The sequence below is a fragment of the Empedobacter sp. GD03865 genome (genome assembly GCF_029840775.1).
GTDB classification, from domain to species: domain Bacteria; phylum Bacteroidota; class Bacteroidia; order Flavobacteriales; family Weeksellaceae; genus Empedobacter; species Empedobacter falsenii_B.
In genome coordinates this window covers 72,456-95,997 of record NZ_JAOCDF010000001.1, presented here as the reverse complement: position 1 = coordinate 95,997, position 23,542 = coordinate 72,456, and the positions used below count along the sequence as shown (strand labels likewise).

General features: G+C 31.2%; 23 protein-coding genes and 1 tRNA gene. 13 read left to right on the top strand and 11 right to left on the bottom strand.

Annotated elements, in window-relative coordinates:
• Positions 1-17: 17 nt before the first annotated feature.
• Positions 18-91, bottom strand: a tRNA-Met gene (locus N5D46_RS00495).
• A gap of 115 nt (positions 92-206) precedes the next feature.
• Here N5D46_RS00495 and N5D46_RS00490 point away from each other — a divergent pair.
• Entirely contained in the window at positions 207-590 is a 384-nt protein-coding gene (locus N5D46_RS00490; RefSeq protein ID WP_038330532.1) for an START-like domain-containing protein, read from the top strand.
• 11 nt (positions 591-601) lie between these two features.
• Positions 602-1,411 carry an aminotransferase class IV gene (locus N5D46_RS00485; RefSeq protein WP_125349477.1) on the top strand — a complete coding sequence of 270 codons (810 nt, stop codon included), beginning with the start codon at positions 602-604 and terminating at the stop codon, positions 1,409-1,411.
• A 4-nt stretch (positions 1,412-1,415) separates the two neighbouring features.
• Here the strand turns inward: N5D46_RS00485 and N5D46_RS00480 are convergent, their stop codons facing one another.
• On the bottom strand, positions 1,416-1,967 hold the full coding sequence (locus N5D46_RS00480; protein WP_219033938.1) for a YqgE/AlgH family protein: 552 nt from the start codon (positions 1,965-1,967) through the stop codon (positions 1,416-1,418).
• A gap of 74 nt (positions 1,968-2,041) precedes the next feature.
• On the opposite strand from N5D46_RS00480, the gene pdxH reads away from it, so the two are divergent.
• The gene (gene pdxH, locus N5D46_RS00475) at positions 2,042-2,689 is read left to right on the top strand and encodes a pyridoxamine 5'-phosphate oxidase (RefSeq protein WP_280048899.1); all 648 of its coding nucleotides are present in this window, start codon (positions 2,042-2,044) and stop codon (positions 2,687-2,689) included.
• A gap of 22 nt (positions 2,690-2,711) precedes the next feature.
• On the opposite strand, the gene N5D46_RS00470 is transcribed toward pdxH, so the two are convergent.
• The 4 genes from N5D46_RS00470 to hemW form a co-directional block, all read right to left on the bottom strand.
• On the bottom strand, positions 2,712-4,775 hold the full coding sequence (locus N5D46_RS00470; protein WP_280048898.1) for a M48 family metallopeptidase: 2,064 nt from the start codon (positions 4,773-4,775) through the stop codon (positions 2,712-2,714).
• A gap of 77 nt (positions 4,776-4,852) precedes the next feature.
• Positions 4,853-6,085 (bottom strand): ornithine--oxo-acid transaminase, encoded by a 1,233-nt coding sequence (gene rocD, locus N5D46_RS00465; RefSeq protein ID WP_125349481.1) that lies wholly within the window; start codon positions 6,083-6,085, stop codon positions 4,853-4,855.
• Between the two features lie 63 nt (positions 6,086-6,148).
• Positions 6,149-6,958, bottom strand: coding sequence for a glutamate racemase (murI, locus tag N5D46_RS00460; protein ID WP_125349482.1), 810 nt, complete (start codon positions 6,956-6,958; stop codon positions 6,149-6,151).
• Between the two features lie 17 nt (positions 6,959-6,975).
• Positions 6,976-8,103 (bottom strand): radical SAM family heme chaperone HemW, encoded by a 1,128-nt coding sequence (gene hemW / locus N5D46_RS00455; protein WP_280048897.1) that lies wholly within the window; start codon positions 8,101-8,103, stop codon positions 6,976-6,978.
• A 126-nt stretch (positions 8,104-8,229) separates the two neighbouring features.
• Between hemW and N5D46_RS00450 the strand changes: the two genes are divergently transcribed.
• Positions 8,230-8,421 carry a cold shock domain-containing protein gene (locus N5D46_RS00450; protein WP_038330556.1) on the top strand — a complete coding sequence of 64 codons (192 nt, stop codon included), beginning with the start codon at positions 8,230-8,232 and terminating at the stop codon, positions 8,419-8,421.
• Positions 8,422-8,475: 54 nt separating this feature from the next.
• Here the strand turns inward: N5D46_RS00450 and N5D46_RS00445 are convergent, their stop codons facing one another.
• Positions 8,476-9,021 carry a hypothetical protein gene (locus tag N5D46_RS00445; RefSeq protein WP_115000395.1) on the bottom strand — a complete coding sequence of 182 codons (546 nt, stop codon included), beginning with the start codon at positions 9,019-9,021 and terminating at the stop codon, positions 8,476-8,478.
• 41 nt (positions 9,022-9,062) lie between these two features.
• On the opposite strand from N5D46_RS00445, the gene N5D46_RS00440 reads away from it, so the two are divergent.
• From N5D46_RS00440 to N5D46_RS00430, 3 genes are read left to right on the top strand one after another with little or no spacing between them, the layout of a single operon-like run.
• Positions 9,063-9,395, top strand: coding sequence for an MGMT family protein (locus tag N5D46_RS00440; protein WP_115000393.1), 333 nt, complete (start codon positions 9,063-9,065; stop codon positions 9,393-9,395).
• Positions 9,396-9,453: 58 nt separating this feature from the next.
• Complete coding sequence (locus tag N5D46_RS00435; protein ID WP_038330560.1) at positions 9,454-10,386, top strand: ATP-binding cassette domain-containing protein; 933 nt, start codon at positions 9,454-9,456, stop codon at positions 10,384-10,386.
• A gap of 12 nt (positions 10,387-10,398) precedes the next feature.
• Entirely contained in the window at positions 10,399-11,718 is a 1,320-nt protein-coding gene (locus tag N5D46_RS00430; protein WP_115000391.1) for an ABC transporter permease, read from the top strand.
• Positions 11,719-11,771: 53 nt separating this feature from the next.
• On the opposite strand, the gene N5D46_RS00425 is transcribed toward N5D46_RS00430, so the two are convergent.
• The 4 genes from N5D46_RS00425 to N5D46_RS00410 all read right to left on the bottom strand — a co-directional run bounded on the left by N5D46_RS00425 (position 11,772) and on the right by N5D46_RS00410 (position 14,857).
• The gene (locus N5D46_RS00425) at positions 11,772-12,599 is read right to left on the bottom strand and encodes a hypothetical protein (protein WP_280048896.1); all 828 of its coding nucleotides are present in this window, start codon (positions 12,597-12,599) and stop codon (positions 11,772-11,774) included.
• A gap of 105 nt (positions 12,600-12,704) precedes the next feature.
• Positions 12,705-13,469, bottom strand: a complete 765-nt coding sequence (locus N5D46_RS00420; RefSeq protein ID WP_147279985.1) for a hypothetical protein — start codon at positions 13,467-13,469, stop codon at positions 12,705-12,707.
• A 7-nt stretch (positions 13,470-13,476) separates the two neighbouring features.
• Positions 13,477-14,364: a glycosyltransferase family 2 protein gene (locus tag N5D46_RS00415; RefSeq protein ID WP_115000295.1), complete on the bottom strand. Its 888-nt coding sequence runs from the start codon at positions 14,362-14,364 to the stop codon at positions 13,477-13,479.
• Positions 14,324-14,857 carry a methyltransferase gene (locus tag N5D46_RS00410; RefSeq protein WP_125349489.1) on the bottom strand — a complete coding sequence of 178 codons (534 nt, stop codon included), beginning with the start codon at positions 14,855-14,857 and terminating at the stop codon, positions 14,324-14,326. The genes N5D46_RS00415 and N5D46_RS00410 overlap by 41 nt, the downstream gene beginning before the upstream one ends.
• A gap of 89 nt (positions 14,858-14,946) precedes the next feature.
• Between N5D46_RS00410 and N5D46_RS00405 the strand changes: the two genes are divergently transcribed.
• The 6 genes from N5D46_RS00405 to N5D46_RS00380 all read left to right on the top strand — a co-directional run bounded on the left by N5D46_RS00405 (position 14,947) and on the right by N5D46_RS00380 (position 23,516).
• A complete protein-coding gene (locus tag N5D46_RS00405) occupies positions 14,947-15,339 on the top strand; it encodes a hypothetical protein (RefSeq protein ID WP_125349490.1) in 393 nt (130 codons plus the stop codon).
• A gap of 139 nt (positions 15,340-15,478) precedes the next feature.
• The gene (locus N5D46_RS00400; protein ID WP_125349491.1) at positions 15,479-15,784 is read left to right on the top strand and encodes a hypothetical protein; all 306 of its coding nucleotides are present in this window, start codon (positions 15,479-15,481) and stop codon (positions 15,782-15,784) included.
• 98 nt (positions 15,785-15,882) lie between these two features.
• A complete protein-coding gene (locus N5D46_RS00395) occupies positions 15,883-20,211 on the top strand; it encodes a CusA/CzcA family heavy metal efflux RND transporter (protein WP_280048895.1) in 4,329 nt (1,442 codons plus the stop codon).
• A 1-nt stretch (position 20,212) separates the two neighbouring features.
• Positions 20,213-21,349 (top strand): efflux RND transporter periplasmic adaptor subunit, encoded by a 1,137-nt coding sequence (locus N5D46_RS00390; RefSeq protein ID WP_125349493.1) that lies wholly within the window; start codon positions 20,213-20,215, stop codon positions 21,347-21,349.
• A gap of 148 nt (positions 21,350-21,497) precedes the next feature.
• Entirely contained in the window at positions 21,498-22,175 is a 678-nt protein-coding gene (locus N5D46_RS00385) for a response regulator transcription factor (RefSeq protein WP_125349494.1), read from the top strand.
• 3 nt (positions 22,176-22,178) lie between these two features.
• Positions 22,179-23,516 carry a HAMP domain-containing sensor histidine kinase gene (locus tag N5D46_RS00380; protein WP_280048894.1) on the top strand — a complete coding sequence of 446 codons (1,338 nt, stop codon included), beginning with the start codon at positions 22,179-22,181 and terminating at the stop codon, positions 23,514-23,516.
• Positions 23,517-23,542 lie beyond the last annotated feature (26 nt).

Sequence of the window (23,542 nt, the reverse complement as noted above, 5' to 3'; positions counted from 1 at the left end):
TTTGGGCTTTTTATTTGTAGCGAAGAGCAGAATCGAACTGCCGACCTCAGGGTTATGAATCCTGCGCTCTAACCATCTGAGCTACCTCGCCTAAATTTTAATTTTTGCAAAGGTAATTTTTTTTTGATTTTATAACAAAACTTATTTTGATTTTCTTTGGTAGATACAATTCATTTTATATCTTGCGACTTCAATAAAATAGAATTATGCCAAAAAAGAAATATCAAGTAGAATTTTCAATCAAGTCTTCACCGTCTTTGCTATATAACTATATTTCAAACCCTTCAGGTTTATCAGAATGGTTTGCAGATAACGTAAATTCTCGTGGAGAAAAATATACTTTTATTTGGGATGGACACGAAGAATCTGCATTTTTGATGAAATCTAAGCAAGATGGATACGTGCGCTTTCAATGGGAATATGATGAAGACACAAAATATTTCTTCGAATTAACAATTGTAGAAGACGATTTAACGAACGATGTATCATTAGTTATTACAGATTTTGCTGATGAAGACGAAGTAGAAGAATCAAAACAATTGTGGGAAAGTCAAATTGAAGATCTTAAAAAAATCTTAGGATCTGTTTAAAATCTATTATTTTGAAAATTAACTTAGGTGGTGTTATTGTCGAAAAAGCAAATGCAGAAATAGGAATTCAGAACAGAGCTTTTCGTAATGGTGATGCTGTAAAAGAAATTTTACGATTTGTAAATGGTGAAATTATTGATTGGGAAGATCATTATTTCAATCTAATGGCTTCTATGCGTATTTACCGCATGAATATTCCGTTAGATTTTACACCAGAATTTTTTCAAGAACAAATCAATTTATTAGCAGAAGCAAATCAGACCAAATCAGGGAAAGTAGAATTTTTTGCGTTCAGAAATGATGAGGAAGATTATCTAAAAGCATCCATCAATTATTTGATTTCCATTGAAAATAGTGAAAATGATTGGGAGTTTTTACAAGCTGAAAACGAAATTGATGTTTACAAAGATTATGCGATCAATACTGCATTTTATTCACTCGTGAATACGTATCGTCCAGAAGAAAATATTGCAGAAATCTATCGTTTAGAGAATGATTATGCTGATATTATTTTGGTAAATGCAAACAAAAAAATGGCGCGTTCTTTACGAGGAAATATTTTTGTTGTGAATGGAGAAACGATTCGTACACCGAAAAAAGAAGAAGGTGTTATTACTAGTGTTTTGAGAAATAATTTCATTACAAAAATTAATAAAGCCGAAGAATTTAAAGTAGAAGAAGTCGAAATTTTTCCATTTGAAATTCAGAAGGCAGAAGAAGTTTTCATTTTGATTGATGGAATTGGAATTTTACCAATTACCAAAAATCGTAAAAAAGAATACACTTTAGACAAAACAAAATCGATTTTTAAGTATTTATAATTGATTAATTCATAGAAGGATCAGCGGGGGTGTTTAGCCAAATTAAGTTCTCACCTCCAAGCTGTTTCATCAATTTTTTCCACAAATCAGCATCCCAACGCTCAAAAATATCAAAATCCAAATCCGTTACAGCCCACGAATTATTGTTTAATTCATCTTTGATTTGCTTTGGTGCCCAACCACAATATCCAATAAAAAACTTGATTTCATCTTGACTAATCAAATTCTGATTTACTGCATCACGCACATCTTCATACACGCCAGACCAATATAAATTTTCAGTAATTTTTTCACTATTTCTGATTAAATCAGGTCGTTTGTGAATATAATAGATGTTTTCTTTATCGACAGGTCCACCTTCAAAAACAATAGATGCAGACTCCATTTCAGATACAAAAATACTAATCGGAATATGAGAAGAATGATTAAGAATAAAACCAATACTTCCAGATTCTAAGTGTTCTGTAATTAAAATTACACTTCTCTGAAAAATATCGTTACTTAATGTTGGTTTTGCGACCAAAATAGCTCCTTTTTTTATACTTTTGATAGACATTTTTGTTTCGGTTTTGTTACGTAAATCTTAACGAAATATACAATTAGCTGTTTAAAAATATAAAATAATCATTAATGAAACAAGATTTAAGTTATAAAAGAAAAGTTTACGAAAAACAGTCGATGAATTTTGATTCGTTAAGAGAAAATCCGATCGAACAATTTCGTGATTGGTTTCTGCAAGCTGAAGAATCGGATGGAGTGGATGAAGCAAATGCGATGTCTGTTGCAACGATTGGTGAAGATGGATTTCCGAGAACGCGTGTTGTTTTATTGAAAAGATATACGGACGAAGGTTTTATTTTTTATACGAATTATAACAGTCAGAAAGGAAAAGCTTTATTAGAAAATCCGAAAGTTTGTTTGTCATTTTTTTGGCCATTTCTAGAAAGACAGATTATTATAAAAGGTGTGGCTGAAAAAACTTCGGATAATAATTCGGATGGATATTTCGAAACACGTCCAAGAAGTAGCCAGTTAGGTGCTTGGATTTCGGCGCAAAGTTCTGTGATTGATGAGCACGAAGATTTGACGGCAGAGGAATTGGAATTAGAAAAAAAATACGAAGGAAAAGAAATTCCTCGTCCAGCACATTGGGGAGGTTTCTTGATTCGCCCAACTGAGATAGAGTTTTGGCAAGGACGTCCAAGTCGTTTACACGATAGAGTTCGTTATGTTTTACAAGACGATTTTGATTGGAAAAAAGAGCGTTTAGCACCTTAAGATATAAAACAAAAGCCTCTAATTAAGAGGCTTTTGTTTTTGATGTATAGTCTAATAATGGTTCGTATTCTTTTAGGAAAGCAGCTTTTTTTTGAAACAATAAGTTATTTGAAACTTGATCTACAAAGTATAAATTTTCGATTAAATTTTCAAAAGCATTGTTGTTATAACCTGTAGAGTCAAAAAAGAAAATCCAATCTTCATCTATAAAATATTGTGCATTTTCAATTTCTCGAATAGTTATTTTTTCCTTTGCGATTTCACTTTGTAGAATATCTTTTGTTACATTTTTAAGTTGCTCTATTTGATTATTCAAAACTGTTAAAGCTTCGATTCTTAGCTTTTCATGAATGGGTTTTGTTGCAAAATTAATATGAGTTCTAATTTCATTTACCAATTGAATATTTGCTGATAAATCTGCTTCAACTTTGATGCAATCTTCTAACAAAATAGTTTTTTGTTCATCTAAATTAGATTTGAAAAATATTTTGATATTGTCTAAATATTCTGAGAACTCAGCTTCTTTTTCCTTATTTATTTGCTCTAATTCTTCTTTAACTTTCAGTACATCTTGTTTTTTATTGTAAACAACATTGTTGTATTTGAATGGTTGCGGCTTTTTTTGACCAGTAAAAAAATCTAATTGAAGTAAATCAATTTGTAAAGCTAAATATTGTTTTGCAACTAAAATATTTTCATCCGAAAACAATTCATTCGTAGGAATATTTTGTTGTTTATTCGTTAAATCAACTTCTTTAATTCGATCAAAATGTAAATCATAATTTGTAAAAAAATGATTGTAAACTTTAGGGTAATTGTATTTATTATAAATGGTTTTAAACGTTTCAATAAATTCTGAATTATTTATTTCATTGACACGGTATAAATTTAATTGAAAGAAAAAATTGAATGTAAATTCTTCTTCAAATTCATTATTTTTTTGAAGTAATGTAATTGCTTTTGGAGATTTATCTATTTTAGAATGATGATTTGTAGACGCTATATTTGCCAAACGTTTGTCCATTTCTGGATGTGTCGACCATAAATCTTCAAATTGTAGTAAAGAATGATTTTGATTAAATTCATTAATTCCAACAATAGCTAAATTATTTTCTAAAGAAAGTTCGTAATCATCGATATAAAAGTCAACTAATTGATTCATGTTTTGATAAATATTAGTCGAAAACTTTTTATCATCTTGTAAATTTGTATAAAAATTAGCTAATTCTTGGTAAACAAATTGATACAATTCTATTCTCAATAATGGTTTGCTCATCGTCTCAATTCCCACAACATTTGTTGCAATTTGATCAGCATGAAATTCCATTTCTCGACTTAATTTTAGATAATTGAATTCTAATTTTTTGTGAATTATTTTCAAAATAGATTCAATCATTTTATTGTAAGCAACAGCGCCCATTGAAATAAAACCAACAATTCCATTAATTTGACCTAAATTATCAACATCAAATTTTAAGGTTTGATTACTGTATAAAATATCTTCCATAATTTTGGTCGCATTTCCAACATGGCTACCAATTGTCATTGATTTTTGAGAAAAATGCCCAAATTCGTGCGCAATAATTCCTTTTAACTCATTTTGAGAAATACCATGAAGCAAACCAACGCCAATAGATAAGTTTTTTCTTGTTGGAAAAACTAAACTTTGCAAATTGTTCGAATAGGAAACATATGCATTTACATCATCAATAATAAATACTTTTTTGGGATGTTTTGTGCCAACTTTATCTGCGGTTGCTTTTATTAATTTGAATAATTCTGGTTGATCTGTTTCAAAAATTTCAATTCCATTTGTAGCTGTTTTTTTGAAAATATTTAGAATAAATTTAATATTATAGTAAACGATTAAACCTCCTAAAGCCAACAGTCCCAAACCTAAAAAAATGGTAATCCACATTGGTTTAGCAATGACGATAGCGATTCCTCCACAAACACAAATTATGAAAATGATGATGCTCAAAATTGTAGAAAAGAAGAGAGTAATCAAGAAAAGAGCAATCCATACTGCCGATTTTTTTTGCGCCTTTTTGTACGTTTCAGAAACGTTTATTTTAAAAGAATTCATAGTGTTATTTAAAGTTTCGAATATAAAAAAACCTGATGAAATTTCATCAGGTTTTTTCTATATCATTTTATTGTTGATTATTTATTAAACTCTTGTGCAGTTTTACGAATAATCGCTAAACATTCGTGTAATTGTTCTTCGTTCATCACTAAAGGAGGAGCGAAACGAATGATGTTTCCGTGTGTAGGTTTGGCTAATAATCCGTTGTCTTTCATTGCAACACAGAAATTCCATGCTGTTTCAGATTCTGGTGTATCGTTGATTAAAATTGCATTTAATAAACCTTTTCCACGAACTGATTTGAATAATGGAAATTCTTCAGCCATTTTCGTGATTTCTGTTCTAAAAATTTGTCCTAATTTTTCAGAATTTTCAGCTAATTTTTCGTCCAAAACAACTTGCAAAGCTTCTGTAGCAACAGCCGCAGCTAATGGATTACCTCCATAAGTAGAACCGTGTTGTCCTGGTTTGATGACATTCATTATTTCATCATTTGCTAAAACTGCAGATACTGGATAAGCTCCACCTGAAACGGCTTTACCTAAGATTAAAACATCAGCATCAATATTTTCGTGATCGATTGCTAACATTTTTCCTGTACGTGCGATTCCTGTTTGAATTTCGTCCGCGATAAATAAAACATTATGTTGTTTACATAATTCTTCACAAGCTTTCAAATATCCTTCAGAAGGTACATTAACACCAGCTTCTCCTTGAATTGGTTCTACTAAGAATCCACAAATTTTATCTGCTTTTTCTTCTAAAATTTGTTTCAAAGCTTCAACATCATTGTATTCTACAGCTTCGAAACCACTTGTGTAAGGATTGAAATTTTTACGTGCATCTTCATCATTCGAGAAAGAAATAATAGTAGTTGTACGACCATGGAAATTGTCTTTACATACTACAATAATCGCTTCACCAGTTGGAATTCCTTTCTTTTCGTAACCCCATTTACGAGCAATTTTTAGCGCTGTTTCTACAGCTTCTGCACCCGTATTCATTGGCAATACTTGATCGAAACCGAATAATTCTGTGATAAATTTTTCGTATTTTCCTAATTCCGCATTATAAAAAGCACGAGAAGTTAACGTTAATTTTTCGGCTTGATCTTTCAACGCTTTAATAATTCTAGGATGACAGTGACCTTGATTAACAGCTGAATAAGCTGATAAAAAGTCGAAATATTTTTTTCCATCAACATCCCAAACGTAAACACCTTCACCTTTTTCCAATACAACTGGAAGTGGGTGATAGTTATGCGCTCCGTATTTTTCTTCTAATGCAATTAATTCTGCTGATTTTTCCATGTAATGATTTGTTTTTGTTTGTTCGTAATATTTTATAAAAAAACCGACAAATAATGGTCGGTTCTATTTCGTTTCTAAATTTTTCTCAATTAATTGAATATCTTTTCCAAAGAATTTTTTTGCCACTTTTATAATATTATCTGTATTGTCAGAAATATAAAATGTATAGTTTGCAACAGTATCTTTCGCAGCCAATTTTCCTTCTTTTGCCAATTGATAAATTACTTGATTCACGACAATTAAAGGTGAATTTACGATATCAACTTTTCCTTCAAATACTTGATTGATTTCTTTTTCCAGATGTGTATAATGCGTACATCCTAAAATAATCGAATCAATTCCTTCTAATTTTTTGTTCAATAAATACGTTTCTAAAACTGCTTTAGAAATCGTAGAATTTGTAAAACCCTCTTCGATAACAGGTACTAAGAGAGGAGTAGCCATTTCAATAACCGTAATATGTTTATTTCGACGACGAATTGCTTTCTTGTACGCGCCCGAATTTACAGTTGCTTTTGTTGCAATAACACCTATTTTTTCTCTTAATTCGAACGAAACTTTCTCCGCAACAGGCGAAATAACATCGATAACAGGAACATCTTTTCCTGCAGCTTCTCTAATTTCTTTCAACGAATTAGCGGTTGCAGAATTACATGCAACTAAAATCGCTTTACAATTATTGTCTATTAAAAAATTAGTAATGTCTACCGAAAATTGTGTAATCGCTTCTTTCGATTTTTCTCCATAAGGCAAATTTTGAGTATCGCCAAAATAGATCAAACTTTCGTTTGGTAGCAGACGTTTTATTTCTTTTGCAAACGTCAAACCACCAACTCCAGAGTCGAAAACACCAATTGGTCTGTTATCATTCATATCGCAAATTTAACAAATTAATTGATGTAAAATAATCTAGAAGCAATTCCGTCTGCGAAAAATTTTGCTTCGGGTTTCAAAATAATTTTATTTTCTTTCTTTTCGACTAAATTTTCGTTGATTAATTGATTGAGTTCTTGATGAAAAGAATTAACTAAAGGTTGAGAAAATTCTGAATTAATTCGATTTAAATCTATTCCATAAATTGTTCTCAATCCTATCATTATCATTTCATTAAATTTTTCTACTTCATTTAAAACTTCAATTTCTTGAGGTAGATTATTTTCGTTGATAGCTTGTATGTATTTAGAATTATTTGCAATGTTCCAAGCACGAGTTTTTCCGTTATAAGAATGCGCAGAAGGTCCAATTCCTAAATAATGAATTCCTTTCCAATAATTAGAATTGTGTAAAGAAAAATACTCTTCTTTTCCGAAATTAGAGATTTCATATTGAATAAAATCATTCGAAGTTAAAGTGTCAACTAAAAGTTGAAATTGTTCGTTTTGACGATCTTCATCAACCGGTTTTGTGATTCCTTTTTTGATTTGATGATTTAAAATTGTTTTTTCTTCGACTGTTAACGCATAAGAAGAAATATGTGGAACATTCAGCTCAATTGCTTTTTGCAAATTTTGCTTCCACATTTCGTTGGTTGTGGTCGTAGAACCATAAATCAAATCAATAGTGATATTTTCGAAACCAAAATCTTGCGCCAATTTTATTGAAGTTTCAGCTTCTTGTGCATTATGTGCTCGATTCATTAATTTCAAATCTTCTTCAAAAAATGATTGAACACCAATCGAAAAACGATTAATCGGAGTTGATTTTAAGAAATTAAGTTTTTCTTTATTCAAATCATCAGGATTCGCTTCGAGTGTAATTTCCTTTAAATTTTTGGTTGAATAATTTTTATAAATCGTTTCGAAAATACTTTCTAATTCAATTTCGGACAGGATAGAAGGTGTTCCTCCTCCAAAATAAATCGTTTCTAAAGGTGTTGAAATTTCATCTTTTCTGATCTCAAGTTCTTTATTAATTGCTTGAATTAAATTTGATTTATGTTGAAGATTTGTCGAAAAATGAAAGTCGCAATAGCTGCATTTTTGTTTACAAAACGGGATATGAATATAAATTCCTGCCAAAATATTATGATTTGAAGCAAAATTATAATGAAATTATAGGCTAAAAAAATTGTTATAAAAAAAACTAAAAATTAATATTGGTTTTGTAAATAAATCTTATATCTTTATCAACGAAAATAAAATACTATGAATAAAGGAACTGTAAAATTCTTTAATGAAGAAAAAGGATACGGATTTATTAAAGATGACGAATCAGGAAAAGAGTACTTCGTACACGTTTCTGGTTTAACAGACAAAGTAGCTCAAAACGATAAAGTATCTTTTGACTTAGAACAAGGAAAAAAAGGCATCAACGCCGTTAATGTGAAAGTAATCTAATTAATATATTATCTCAACATATTTCTTGTAAGCGACCTATTTAGGTCGCTTTTTTTATTCTTTGATTTCGTCGCTATTTTGATAAAACTCTGCATCACGAAGCAATTCATTCACGAAATGATACAATCTTCCTAGCTGATATTTTGCCAAATAATGACCATATAAACTCGCTAAATAGGTTCCTAAAGTAATCAATAATGCAATAGGAATACTCCAAATCCATACACTATTTCCTTGTACAATATATTCGGAAACCGCATAAGAGCCTAAGGTGATAAAAATAGCTCCGCTCAAACCATACAAAAATGCGAAAAATGTCCAAACATTAGAAGGGGGACCAATAATTCCTCTTACAACCAAATAGTTAGGATGATCATCGTCATCTTCAATTCTGATTTGTAATTGCGGGTGCCAATATTTATCCTTGTCTTTGCGGACACGAATCATCGCAACTTCCTGATTGGCATAACCTCCATATTCGGTAGAATTAGTTTCGAGATGTTTTTTGATTAAATCAATAAATTCTTGTTTTGATAAATGCGTAAAAACCTTAAAACGTGGTCGGCTTAAAAGAGATTTAATTGGAACTTTTTGGCTCATATTCTATTACTTTCTTTAAATTTACAATAAATGTTTAGATTATGACAAAAATCATTTCTGATACTTATGAGAAAATTTATGAAATAGTTCGTCAAATTCCCGAAGGACGTGTTTCTACTTATGGATTGATTGCAAAATATATAGGAGAAAAATTTTCGGCTCGCGTGGTTGGTTATGCAATGAATCATGCACATAATCGAGAAGATGTTCCTGCGCATCGTGTTGTAAACAGAAATGGTTTGTTAACTGGAAAACATCATTTTAATCCTTCGAGTCTGATGCAACAATTGTTAGAAAATGAAGGTGTAGAGATTATAAATGATAAAGTGATTAATTTTAAAGAAATTGTATGGGATCCGAATGAATCTCATTAAAATCTGTAACAAAATTTACTTTCTTCTTACTAATTTTACAAATCAAATGATATAGAAAATGGAATTTTTATTGCAAGCTCAAGGCTTAACAAGAAAATATAAAGATAAAGTTGCGCTTAATAATTTTAGTATCAATATTCCACAAGGTTCTATTTATGGACTTTTGGGACCAAATGGTGCTGGAAAAACAACTTTTATTCGTATTGTCAATCAAATTACGGCGCCAGATAGTGGAACTATTTTGCTAAATGGAGAACCCTTGACAAAAAAATCAATTGGGCAAGTTGGTTATATGCCAGAAGAACGTGGTTTGTATAAGAATATGAAGGTTGGAGAACAGGCACTGTATTTTGCAAAACTGAAAGGTCTTTCTTCTGCGGAAGCTAAAAAACGTACCGAATATTGGTTCGAGAAACTTGATATGATGTCTTGGTGGAACAAGAAATTGAGCGAGTTGTCGAAAGGAATGGGACAAAAAGTTCAGTTTGTGATTACAGTTATTCACAATCCTTCTTTGCTGATTTTTGATGAACCTTTTAGTGGTTTTGATCCTGTAAATGCACAAATTATTGCGAATGAAATTCTTGAATTAAGAGATAAAGGAACGACAATTATTTTTTCGACGCATCGTATGGAATCTGTAGAGGAAATGTGTGATCATGTTGCTTTGATTAATCAATCGAATAAAGTATTAGATGGAACAATTGAAGAAGTTAGAAATCAATTTAAGACAGGGAAATTTTCGATTCAATTGAATGAAATTCCCGCTGATTCTCTTCAAAATTTAGCGAATGAATTTGAGATTTCGGATGTACGAAACATTAATCAACGAACTGAATTTAATTTGTTATACAATAAAGAAACACCAACTAATGTGATTTTAGATAAATTGATGCAAGTTGGGCAAGTTCATCAATTCAAAGAAATTATTCCTTCGATGAATGATGTGTTTTTGGAAGCCGTTAAACAAAGTTCAATTCCTAATCTTTAAGCTAATTATCAAATGAAAAATATATTTTTAGTTGCACAACGCGAGTTCTTTTCTCAAGTAAAAAACAAAGCGTTTATTGTTATGACTTTTCTTTCGCCTTTGTTGATTGTTGGGGCAGGAGCGGTGATTTTCTTTTTGAGTTCTGCGAATAATTCGGAAGTGAAAAATATTGCAATTGTAGATGAAAGTACAGAGTTTGTAACCTCGTTTAAATCGACTAAACAAATGATGTTTAGTATTTACACGCCTCAAGAGTTGAAATCTATCAAAGATACTTTGAAAGGAAGCGAATATTTGAATGCGATTCTTCATATTCCGAAAAATACAGATGGAAATTATGAAAATATCGAGAAAAATACTGAATTAATCACAAATGGAAATCTTGGAATTACTGATCGTGAAAAACTTTCGAGAACGATTAGTGATAAAATAGAAAAAGAAAAACAGGCAAAATCTGGTATTGACAAAGCGGCTTTAGAAGCTTCTAAGGCACGTGTTAACCTGAATGTTTTTAACGTTACAGACGGAAAAGAAGATAAAGGAATGGAGTTGAAAATCGGATTATCGATGTTTTTAACTTACATTATTTTCATGTTTGTGATGATTTATGGTGTAAAAGTAATGCGTTCTGTGGTTGAAGAAAAAAATAATCGCGTTGTAGAAATTATCATTTCTTCTGTAAAACCTTTCGAATTAATGATGGGTAAAATTTTAGGAACGACAATGGTTGCAGTGACGCAATTTGCAATATGGATTGGAATGACAATGGGGTTATTGATTTTATTTCCTGCAATTGCAGCATCGAGAATGGATATGTCACAACAAATGATGAATCAAGCACAATTAGCGGAAACTAACCCAGATATGATGCAAAAAGTAACAGAAATTAGCGAAGTGTTGTTGACGTTTAATTATCCGTTAATCATTTTTGCTTTTATTGCTTATTTCATCTTGGGATATTTGTTTTACAGCTCTGTTTTCGCAGCAATTGGTTCTGCGGTTGACAATGATACTGATACGCAACAATTCACATATTTTCCTTTAGTTCCGATGATGATTGGACTTTACGGAAGTATGACAACTTTCGAAAATCCTGATGGTCCAGTTGCTTTTTGGTTATCAATGATTCCATTGACTTCTCCCATCTCAATGATTACTCGAATTCCGTTCGATGTTCCGATTTGGCAATTAGCTTTATCCTTATTTTTGCTGTTAATCAGTACAATATTTATGGTTTATATTGCTGGAAAAATCTATAGAATTGGAATTTTAATTTATGGTAAAAAACCAACTGTGAAAGAAATGGTGAAATGGATTTCTTATAAAAACTAATTTCACACAATTTATAAAACCAAAAAAAGAGTTTGATTTATCAAGCTCTTTTTTTAATCGTCTATCGTATCTTTTTTGATGATTTTCGTATTATTTGGTACTTTTCCGTATAAAAAGTCGAGGTATATTTTACTGTAAGAATTAAATAATTGAAGTAATTTGAAATAATTTACATCATTCAATTCTATTTTAGATTCGGTATTTGTTAATGCATTTTCAATGAAATCTCTGATTTTGAATTTCGGAATTTTTAAATCATTTGTGAAATAATCTTCACCAAAATAATTTTTGATTTTTGTAATTTTGTCATACTTATCTTCATAATCAAGCAATGCTTTTCGTTGTTTTGCTTTACCAGAAAAAACATCATAAATACGTCCAATATCCAATCTCGTCAACGTAATATCTCCACTCAAAAATCCAGCTTTCAACGAAGATGTGTCTTTTATAGGTTTGATATCAGGATTAACGCCAAGACTTTTATAAAGTTTTGTTACAACATCAGCTTTTTTCCCATTTTTTACATCTTTTTCAAGGATTCCTGTCAACTTTTGACCAATATATGCGGTATTCAATTGAATTGTCTGAACAGCTAAATGGACTACAATTGTTTGTTTATTGAACAAATTTGGTCTTAAGATAATTAGTCGATTTTCGTACCAATCAGATTGTATTTTTAGCGTGTCATTTACTTTTGCTTGAATAAGAAAAGTTCCTGTAAAATTAGAAATTGTTGTATGATTTGTTCTAAGATTTGTAACGTAAACTCCTTCTGCTGTATCGTCAGAATCATCAATAATAATGTTTCCCTGAACCCATTTTTCTTGTGCGAAAATAAAATTCGATAACAGCAATATTAGAATGGTAAATAGTGATTTCAATTGTTCGTGATTATACGTTTAATTATTTGTACGAAGATAAGTCTTAATAAATTAGCATCAATTTTGTTAACGTTTATTGGCTAAATTTTAAAAATCTATTAAGAATTATTGATTTTTGTTTTGATTTAATTCATTCAAATAATCTTTCGCATAAGACTCTAAATCAATCATTATCGTGCCAAATTGTCTACTCAAAACTTTTTCTTGAAGCGGATAACGTGCATTAACATAATATAAAAATTCTTCTATTTTATATTCAGGAATTTGTAATTGATTCGTATAAAAATCTGTTGGATAATAATGTTTAACTTCTTGAACAAGAGAAAGTTTTGTTTCGTAATTACGTACACGACGTTGCTCACGGTAAAAACCATTCATATGACCAATTAATCGAACAGGATTTAAAACATCCATTGGTTTGAATTTGGCAATATCTCTTTTAGGTTCTAAATCTCGTAAACGTTGATCAAGTCCCATTTTATCGTACAAATCTGTTTTATTATCCTTGTGATATTTAGGTTGTAAAGGACCTTTACCAATTGTAGCACCACTCAATTCAATTGTTTCAATATCCAAATGTGCTTGTAAAAAACCTTTGTTGTAAATATTTTGGTTGATTACAATTTTTCTAGGAATCAAAAAATCTGCTTCAAACAAAATCGTGTCGCCAACATTTGCTTGGATAGAATAATAACCCGAAGGGCTTGTATATGTCTTACTTTCTGACGTCAGATTTTCTATACGAGCACCAGAAACTGAGGAAATATAATCGTTTCCTTCGTCTACAACCACAGAACCAGTAATCAACTTATTTTGCGCAAAGCTGATGAATGGAAAGATAAATAGTGTGTATGTTAACCAATATCGCATGTTAGATTTAACCTTTTATTTTTTGTTTCATTTTCGACCAACGATAATCTCGGATGAATTTCTCTTGATCTCGATTTACCATTTTTTTTGTACCATTGGTTTTAGCTTCAAAAAAACCTTTCAAATAATACAAAATATAGGTGGGTTTCTTTTTACGTAAAGCCAATTTTGTGCCAGCAATTAATGTAATCCAAAATCCGTAACCTAATGCATAATAAGCTGCACCTTGTTTGTAAAGTGCCGATTTATTGTAACTAGCACCAGTTGGTTTTAGATGTTTGATGTGTAAAGATTCGTCTGTAACAACTTTCCAACCATAATATTTACACAACAATTCGTCTACTGTATCCCAACCCATATGTGCGCGTAATCCACCAATTTTTTCGTAACAATTTTTTCGATAAGCCTTAAATGCGCCACGAATATGGTCTTTATCTGTCAGATTTTCAAGAATCCATTTTCCGTCTTTGTCAATATACGCAAAACCACCAACCATTGCAATATCTTCATCTTGATTAAAATGAGTTAAAATAGTCTCAAAATAATTAAACGGAATATCTAAATCTGCATCCAATTTAACAATAATATCATAATTAGGATCAATGATTTCGTAACCTTTCAAGAAAGCTTGTATCACTTTGCTTCCTGGTTGATGTTCACCTTTTGATAATATATTTCTTAATTTGATGAACGGATATTTTGTTGTAAATTCTTCTACAATTTGTTGCGTTTTATCGGTTGAATGATCATTTACAACAATCACTTCATATGGCAAAACAGTTTGATTAACGAGAGAATTTAGCGTAATCGCAATAAAATCTTCTTCGTTATGTGCAGGTATAACAATAGAGTATTTAGTAAGTAAAGTCTTTTTTTCGTTCTGCGTAGACAGCATAATATCTTGGTGTAATTCTTCTTAATAAGGGTCTTATTCCCAGTTTGTTTGATGGATGCGTCCATTTGTGACGATGTATTACATTCCATCCAGCTTTTTCCATTAACATGTCAAATTGCCAATCTTCAAATTCGTGATAATGTACATCTCGCGCATCATTTTGATTACGATAAGCAGGCGAAAACCACAAACGCATCGGAATTGAAGCTAATAATTTATCTCCAGGCAAATTTCTTAGCACTTCCATTGGATTTACCAAATGTTCTAAAATTTCTAAAGCCGTTACAAAGTTAGCATCATAATTTTGCAAATCCTTATAATAATAGTCCAAATCGTCGCCATTTGTATTTTTTACATCAAAACCATTTTCCAACATCACATCTGTAAAAGGATTTTTGATTCCTAAATCAAGAATTTTATCAGTAGGTTGAGCAAATTGTTTCAGCAAAGCTAAGGTTTCATTGTATCTTTTTTGTGGATATATTTTGTACATTGTGTTAGTTGTTTTCGGATGATAAATTTAATCATCTATTTTAATATTGCTCGTTTCTATTTTAAATTTTTTTATTGCAAATTTGCCAGATGAAAACGATTGGATATTATCGATTACGAAACAAAAATAAAGTAGAAGGTTTTGCGAAGGAGATAGATGGAGTGACCTATTTTAAAGGTTATAACGAGTTTTCTTGGCACGAAAATGCTTTACAATTTGATACCATAGATATTGGAATAGATATATTGGATAAACGAAATCGACGATTATTTACCAATGATATTGTGTTGTATAAAGTCTCTAAAAAACCATTCTTGCGTACAGGTTTTGTCGTTTACGAACCAAAACTGAAAGAATTTGGAATCGTAGATCAACAAAGTTTTCATTTTACACCTTTCTATGTTGAAGGTTTGTGTTTATTCGATCATGATAAACTCGAAGTAATTTCTCATTTATTTACGAAGAAAGAGGTTTCTAAGTAAGTTTAACGAGATTTTTCCATTAATTAAATTTGAAAGAAAGCAAAATTGACTGTACATTTGGGTCGTGAAACTATGGGCAACTAAAATTTTTATTTTTTTTTATATAACGACTTCAACTCAATTTTGTCAGTTATATAAATTGCCTGTGTTTATTTCTCATTTTATTGAACATGATAAAGGAGGAGATTTTTTGGATGAAATGAAAACTTTTTTAGTTCATCATTATGGAGGACATGAGGTTGATGCGGATTGGGAAACTGACCAAAAATTACCTTTCATGAAAGTTGAGTTTGTTCATATCGACTTTTTTTTCTCTCCTATAAAACTCTTTGATATTTTACACTTAGATAAAGAAATTTCTACCACTTCAATCAAAATATTTGATGAAGATTTTTTACATACTTATTATTTAGATTCTATCTGGCAACCGCCAAAACAAGCGTGATTTTTTTTAGATTTATGATAGATTGATTCTTTCAATTTATCCAATTTCAGCTATTTACAACTTGTATTTAGCACATTTTTAATCTATACAATTTTACGATGTTAAATAAAATTATTGATTTTTCAATCAAGAATAAATTTATCGTGGGTTTGTTTACGTTGGCTTTGTTGATATTTGGTATTTACGATGCGACAAAATTACCCATTGATGCACAACCTGATATTACATCTAATCAGGTTCAAATTATCACTGTAGCGCCTTCTTTTAGTGCAGAAGATATTGAGCGTTTAGTGACTTTTCCTATCGAACAAGCTAATTCTAATATTGGTGGGATTACCGAAATTCGTAGTTTTTCTCGTTTTGGATTATCATTGGTAACCATTGTTTTTGATGACAATACAGATGTTTATTGGGCGCGACAACAAGTAAGTGAACGATTGATTCAGGTTCAAAATGAGATTCCCGAAGGTATTGGAGAACCACAACTTGGTCCAATTTCGACAGGTTTGGGCGAAATCTATCAATATGTTGTTCGTCCCGCCGAAGGTTACGAAGATCAATATGATGAAACTGAATTAAGAACAATTCAAGACTGGATTGTTCGTCGTCAACTTTTAGGCGTTCCTGGTGTGGCAGATGTGAGTAGTTTCGGAGGAAAATTGAAGCAATACGAAATTGCAATTGATCCGCAACGTTTACAATCTTTTAGTCTGACAATTAATGATTTATTTGATGCACTGAGTGAGAATAATCAAAATACAGGTGGAGCTTATATCGAAAAAGGTCCTACTTCTTTATTCATCCGTTCTGAAGGTTTAATTGGTAAAATAGAAGATATCGAAAATATTTTGGTCAAACGCTCGCAAAGCGGAACACCTATTTTATTGAGAGATGTTGCAGATGTAAAAACTGGTTTTGCTACACGCTATGGTGCAATGACATATAACGATACAGGTGAAGTTTCTGGTGCAATTGTTATGATGTTGAAAGGAGCGAATAGTAACGAAGTGGTTAAGAATGTACAACAACGTATCGAAGAGATCAAAAAGACGTTACCTGATGGAGTTGTTATTGAACCTTTCTTAGACCGTAAAAAAATGGTTGACAATACTATTCATACGGTTGAAACGAATTTACTTGAAGGAGCCTTAATCGTTGTCTTTATTTTGGTACTTTTCTTAGGTAATTTACGTGCTGGTTTTATTGTAGCTTCTGTCATTCCTCTGGCCTTATTATTCGCGATTATTATGATGAATATTTTTGGTGTAGGTGGAAACTTGATGAGTTTAGGCGCATTAGATTTCGGATTGATTGTCGATGGTGCTGTGATTATTGTAGAAGCGGCGATGCATCAGTTAGCACACAACAAAAAATTTGGGTTGAAGAATAAATTAACGCAAACTGAAATGGATCAAACAGTTGGTTCTTCAGCTAAAAAAATGGTGAATTCGGCTGTTTTTGGTCAAATTATTATTCTAATCGTTTATTTACCAATTTTTACTTTACAAGGAATAGAAGGAAAGATGTTCAAACCAATGGCGCAAACAGTTGCTTTTGCTCTGATTGGTGCATTTATTCTTTCGTTGACTTATGTTCCGATGATGACTACTTTATTCTTAAGTAAAAAGAAGAAAGTCAAACCAAATTTATCGGATCGTGTAATGGCTAAAATTGAGATTTTCCATCAGAAATATTTAATCAAAGCCTTAAAAGTTCGTACTATTATTTTAGCAATTGTGCTTTCTCTATTTGCTATTGCTGTTTTTGTGATGTCTCGTTTAGGAGGTGAATTTATTCCAGCTTTAGAAGAAGGCGATTTTGCTGTAGAAGCACGTATTTTACTAGGAAGTAATATTACGACAACGAAAGAATATACGACCAAAGCTGCAAAAATCTTAAAAGATGAATTTCCTGAAGTTGAAATGGTTGTGACAAAAATTGGGAGTGGAGAGATTCCTACTGACCCAATGCCAATGGATACAGGAGATATGATTATTGTATTGAAACCTAAAAAAGAATGGACTTCTGCCACAACTTTTCCAGAATTATCGGATAAAATGAGTAAAGCTTTGGAAGATGTTCCAGGACTTTCAACGGGATTTCAATTTCCTGTTCAGATGCGTTTTAACGAATTAATGACAGGAGCACGACAAGATGTGGTGGTGAAAATATTTGGTGAAAATTTAGATAGTTTAGCCAATAATGCAGATAAATTAGGAAAAATAATCAATACTGTAAAAGGAGCGCAAGACTTATATATTGAACCAATTAATGGAATTCCGCAAGTTGTGATTGAGTTTGATCGCGCTTTATTAGCGCAATATGGATTGAGTATTGGAGAAGCAAATCGTATTATTAATATGGCTTTTGCAGGACAATCTACTGGAATGGTTTTCGAAGGTGAAAAACGTTTTGATATGGTGGTTCGTTTAGCAGAAGATAAACGCGAAAATATCGAAGATATTCGAAATTTATTGATTCCTACTGCTTCTGGAATTCAGATTCCATTGAATCAACTAGCAAAAGTAGATTATAAAAATACGCCAAATCAAATTCAGCGCGAAGATGCAAAACGTAGAATTGTTGTTGGATTTAACGTAAAAGGACGCGACATAGAAAGTGTTGTACAAGAATTACAACAAAAAGTTGATGCTCAAATAAAACTTCCTACAGGTTATTATACAACCTATGGTGGAGCTTTCGAAAATTTGAATCATGCTAAAGCTCGTTTAGGTATCGCTGTTCCAGTCGCCTTGGTTTTGATTTTTGTCTTGTTATTTTTTGCATTCAAATCAATCAAAGAAAGTTTATTAATTTATACAGCCATTCCGCTTTCTTCAATCGGTGGAATACTATTCTTAGCTGCGCGAGATATGCCTTTTAGTATTAGTGCTGGAGTTGGATTTATCGCACTTTTTGGAATTGCCGTTCTAAACGGAATTGTATTAATATCAGAATACAATCGTCTACGTGATAACGGAATTAAAAATACAACTCGAATTGTTATTATGGGAACACGAACTCGTCTTCGTCCCGTTCTAATGACAGCTGCCGTAGCCTCTTTAGGTTTCTTACCAATGGCTCTTAGTAATGGTTCGGGCGCAGAAGTTCAACGTCCATTAGCAACTGTTGTTATTGGAGGATTAATGGGCGCGACTTTCCTTACTTTATTTGTTTTACCAATTTTATATGTTATGTTCGAAAATATTCATTTTAAAAAGAAATCAACTCGTCATAAATCAATTCCTACAGCTATTTTATTAGTTCTAGCTTTGTTTGGAACAACTGCTAATGCGCAAGAACGTATGAGTTTTGATGAAGTTGTCAAGTTAGCTGACGCGAATAACCTCGAAATTAAACAAGCAGAATTGACTACTGTTTATCACGAGAAAAATGTGTTTGCCAATCGTTCGCTTTCACCTTTAGATATAGCTGCGGAATTTGGACAAGTGAATTCAGGTGAATTTGATAACAAGTTTACTATTTCGCAATCGTTTCAATTTCCTGTGGTTTTTAAACGTCAAAAAGCTTTGAACGAACAAATGATCAGTACTTCTAAAGCAAATGAACAATTGACGAAAGTTGAAATTAAACAACGATTAGCTAATCTGTATGTCAATATGCAAAATACAGAATATCAACAAGATTTATTGAAAGAAAATGAATTGATTTACCAAGAGTTTTTGAAGAAAGCAAATTTACGTTTGAAGAAAGGTGAATCAAACCGAAGTGAGGTTTCAACGGCTATTATTCAGTTGAAATCGATTCAAAATCAATTGAAATTAGTCGAAAATGAATTAGAAAATGAATCAAGACAAATTCAATTTTTAACCAATTCATCATTCAAAATTTATCCAACAAAAGATGGTGTAAATTGGAGTGAAATTGCAGGATTATCTGTTTCAAATGTACATCCAATGTTAAAATTAGCTGAAGAAAATATTCAGACTTCTACTTTAGAAACTGAAGTTGAAAAATCGAAAAAAGTTCCAGTTTTAACAGTTGGATATTCAAATCAAAGCTTTTCTGACTTGGATCAAAATCGATACAATTCTTTTCAAGTAGGAGTTGGCTTACCTTTGTTTAATAGAGGAATTAATTCGTCAATTGAAGCCTCAAAAGTTAAAACTGATCTTGCAAAACAAGCGTATACTTTACAACAATCGAAGTTGCAACAAGATTTTGATGTTTTAAAAAATAAAGTAAACGCTTACGAAGAAATAGTAGGAGATTTTGAGCAAACTCAACTTCCTGCTGCGAATGATTTACAAAAAACAATTAATCGTCAATTACTAGAAGGAGAGATTAATTTTTTGGATTGGGTGATTCTGAATAATCAAATCATCGAAGTGAAAACAAAGTTTCTAGAAGCAAAGAATCTACGTAATCAGGCTTATGCCGCAATGACTTTTTATACTGCACAATAATATGAAAAAATATATCTTAATGCTTTGTACATCTTTTGTTGTGATGAGTTGTAACAAAGAAGAAACAAAACCCGAAGTAGAGCAAAAAGCAACTATTTCTACTTCAATTTTAAAGTTGACAGATGCTCAATTAAAGAATTTTGAAATTGATACAACCTCTTTACGTCATCAGAATTTACCTACAACTATTCGGCTAAATGCAAAGACGGCAGTAACCCCAGAAAATACTATTTCTATCACCAATGCCTTTGGTGGTTATGTGAAACGAATTGCACTAATTCCAGGAAATTATGTCAATAAAGGACAAGTTTTGGTGGTTTTAGAAGATCCGCAGTATATCCAAATGCAAGAAGATTATCTCACAACAAAAGCTTTGTTAGAGCAGGCTAGTGCAGATTATGTTCGTCAAAAGGATTTGAATGCAGAGCAAGCAGCAAGTGACAAAGTGATGCAACAAGCGAAAGCAACACGTCAATCGTTGATGGTAAAGAAAAGTTCCTTGGAACAGAAACTAAGATTAATGAATATCAATCCTTCCTCAGTTTCGTTGAGTAATATCCGACGTACCATCAATGTTTATGCACCGATTAGCGGAATGGTGAGTCAGGTTTTTGCGAATACAGGACAATATATTTCGCCAGCAGATGCGATGTTAGAAATTATTAATCCAGATCGTTCTTTGTTGAATGTAAAAGTATTTGAAAAGGATCTGAGTAACATTCAGATTGGTCAATTTTTGAAAGCTTATACCAATGCAAAACCAGATCAAAAGTTAGATGCGCAAATCACCTCAATTTCAAATCAAGTGAATGAAGATGGAACGGTTGATGTTTTTGCACGAATTACGAATGCGAATGGTACGCGATTAACAGCGAATATGTATTTCAATATCGAATTGCAAGTGAATTCGCTTGACGCGAATGTTTTACCAGAAGAAGCTGTAATTCAGTTTGAAGGAAAAGACTATGTGTTCGAAAGACAAACTAAAAATCAGTTTCGATTAGTTCTTGTAGAAATAGGAGGTTCTGCGAATAAAATGATTGAAATAAAATCTCCTCAAAATTCAGGAAAAGTCTATGTTTCGAAAGGAGCATATAATCTTTTGACTGCGATGAAAAATAGTGGAGAAGGAGATTAGACTTCGAATTATTGAATATAAAAAACGAGCAATTTATTGCTCGTTTTTTATTGAATTTTGTTCTTTTTAAATTAAAATCCAATTAGAAAATTTGCTATATTCATCTCATCTTGATCAATTTCATTAATTTTGGAAAAATGGAAAGTATATGCAAATTTTAGTAATCGAAGATGATAAGCGAATTAGCGATTTTTTAATCAAAGGATTAGAAGAAAATGGACATTTGGTTACGCTTTGTAAAGATGCGGAAACTGTTTTAGATGAATTTCTTACGATTCAGTTTGATTTGATTATTTGTGACATTATGTTACCAAAAATGGATGGAATTCAGCTTGTACAAACACTTCGTTACAAAAAAATATTCACTCCAATTTTGATGTTAAGTGCATTAAATACAGTTCAAGATAAAGTTTCAGCTTTGGACTATGGTGCAGATGATTACATTACAAAACCATTTCATTTCGACGAATTATTATCGCGAATCAAAGCTTTAACGCGTCGTAATCAGTTTCGTTCACAAGAAATTCCTGAAAATAAATTGATTTTTGATGACTTAGAAATCGATTTGGATCAATACAAAGTTTTTGTCAATCAAGAAGAAACAGAGCTTTCTCCTCGTGAATTTAAGTTGTTGAATTATTTAATCGAAAATATAGATAAAACCGTTACTCGTATCCAAATTTTAAATGCTGTTTGGGGAATAACATTCGATAATCACACCAATGTTGTGGATGTTTACATTTCGTATTTGCGTAATAAAATAGAGAAAAATGGTATGAAATATATTCATACAGTAAAAGGCGTTGGTTATATGTTTAAAGCTTAAATTATGAAGTTAAAACATCGATTAGCGCTTTATTCAGTCATTATTTTTAGTATCATTATTTTGATTGTTTCTACAATTATTTATTTTTCTTTTTATACCGAAATGGAGAAAAAAGAGATCAAATCATTGCAGAATAAGACACTTTTGGCTTCTATTTATTATTTAGAAAAGGACGAATTACCTGTTTTAGAACATAATAATATCAAAAATCAATTAGAGAAGACGATTTCCCGAAAAAATATTTTAATTGTTGATCATAACAACAAAAAATACAATGGAAATATGTCGTCTAATAAAGATATTTCAACCAATTTTATAGAAAATATTCGTGCCAATAAATCAGATTTTTTTACAAGTAAAGATTTCTTTTATAACGGAATTTTTTATCGTGATAATGAAGGTGATTTTGTTGTAATCACGCGTGAATCTAAACAAGAATTTAACGAACAAATGCAATCGTTACTTCAAATTTTGATTTCGGTTTCATTGGTTGGGTTGATTTTTATTTATCTATTTTCTAATTTTTTAGGAGTAATTGCTTATGAACCGATTACAAAAATTATTGAGCAAATAAAAGAGCGTGATGCAAAGAATTTTACTGAACCTTTAAAGCTCAATAAGTCGTATGCAGAGATTGAGGATTTAATTAAAACTTACAATCATTTTATTGATCGAATGGCGCAAACTTTTAATGTACAAAAGAATTTTATCGATTATGTTTCGCACGAATTACGAACGCCAATTACTGCATTATTAGGAACTTTAGAAGTAACGAATCATAAAAAAAGAACGCTCGAAGAATACGAAAACGTGATTGTACAACTGAAACAATATACGAATGATTTGCAAGAAACGTTAGACCAAATGATGTTGCTTTCGGGTGCAAAAACGAGTTTTGAATTTAATCAAATTCGAATTGATGAGGTAGTTTGGCAAGTGATTGAAAATGCTATTTTGTATCATCAAGCACGTATAAATGTGGATTTACAAGTCGAAAATAATCAATTGTTAACCATTCAAGGAAACGAAAAATTATTAGAAGTTGCGTTGAATAACTTAGTAAGTAACGCGATAAAATATTCGAACAATCAACCGATTTTAGTACAGTTTTTGGAAATCAATCATCGTTTACAAATTCATATTTCCGATTTGGGAATTGGTATTTTAGAAACCGATATCAAACAAATTAAACAAAACTTTTTTCGAGGAAAAAACACGCAAGATTTTCAAGGAAAAGGTATTGGACTTTCGATGGCGAATATTATTTTTACACTTCATCAAATTGATATCGAAATTGTCCCAAATAAACCTAAAGGAACGATTGTTAAACTCATTTTCTAATCTACTTTTAATCTAACTTAAAACTC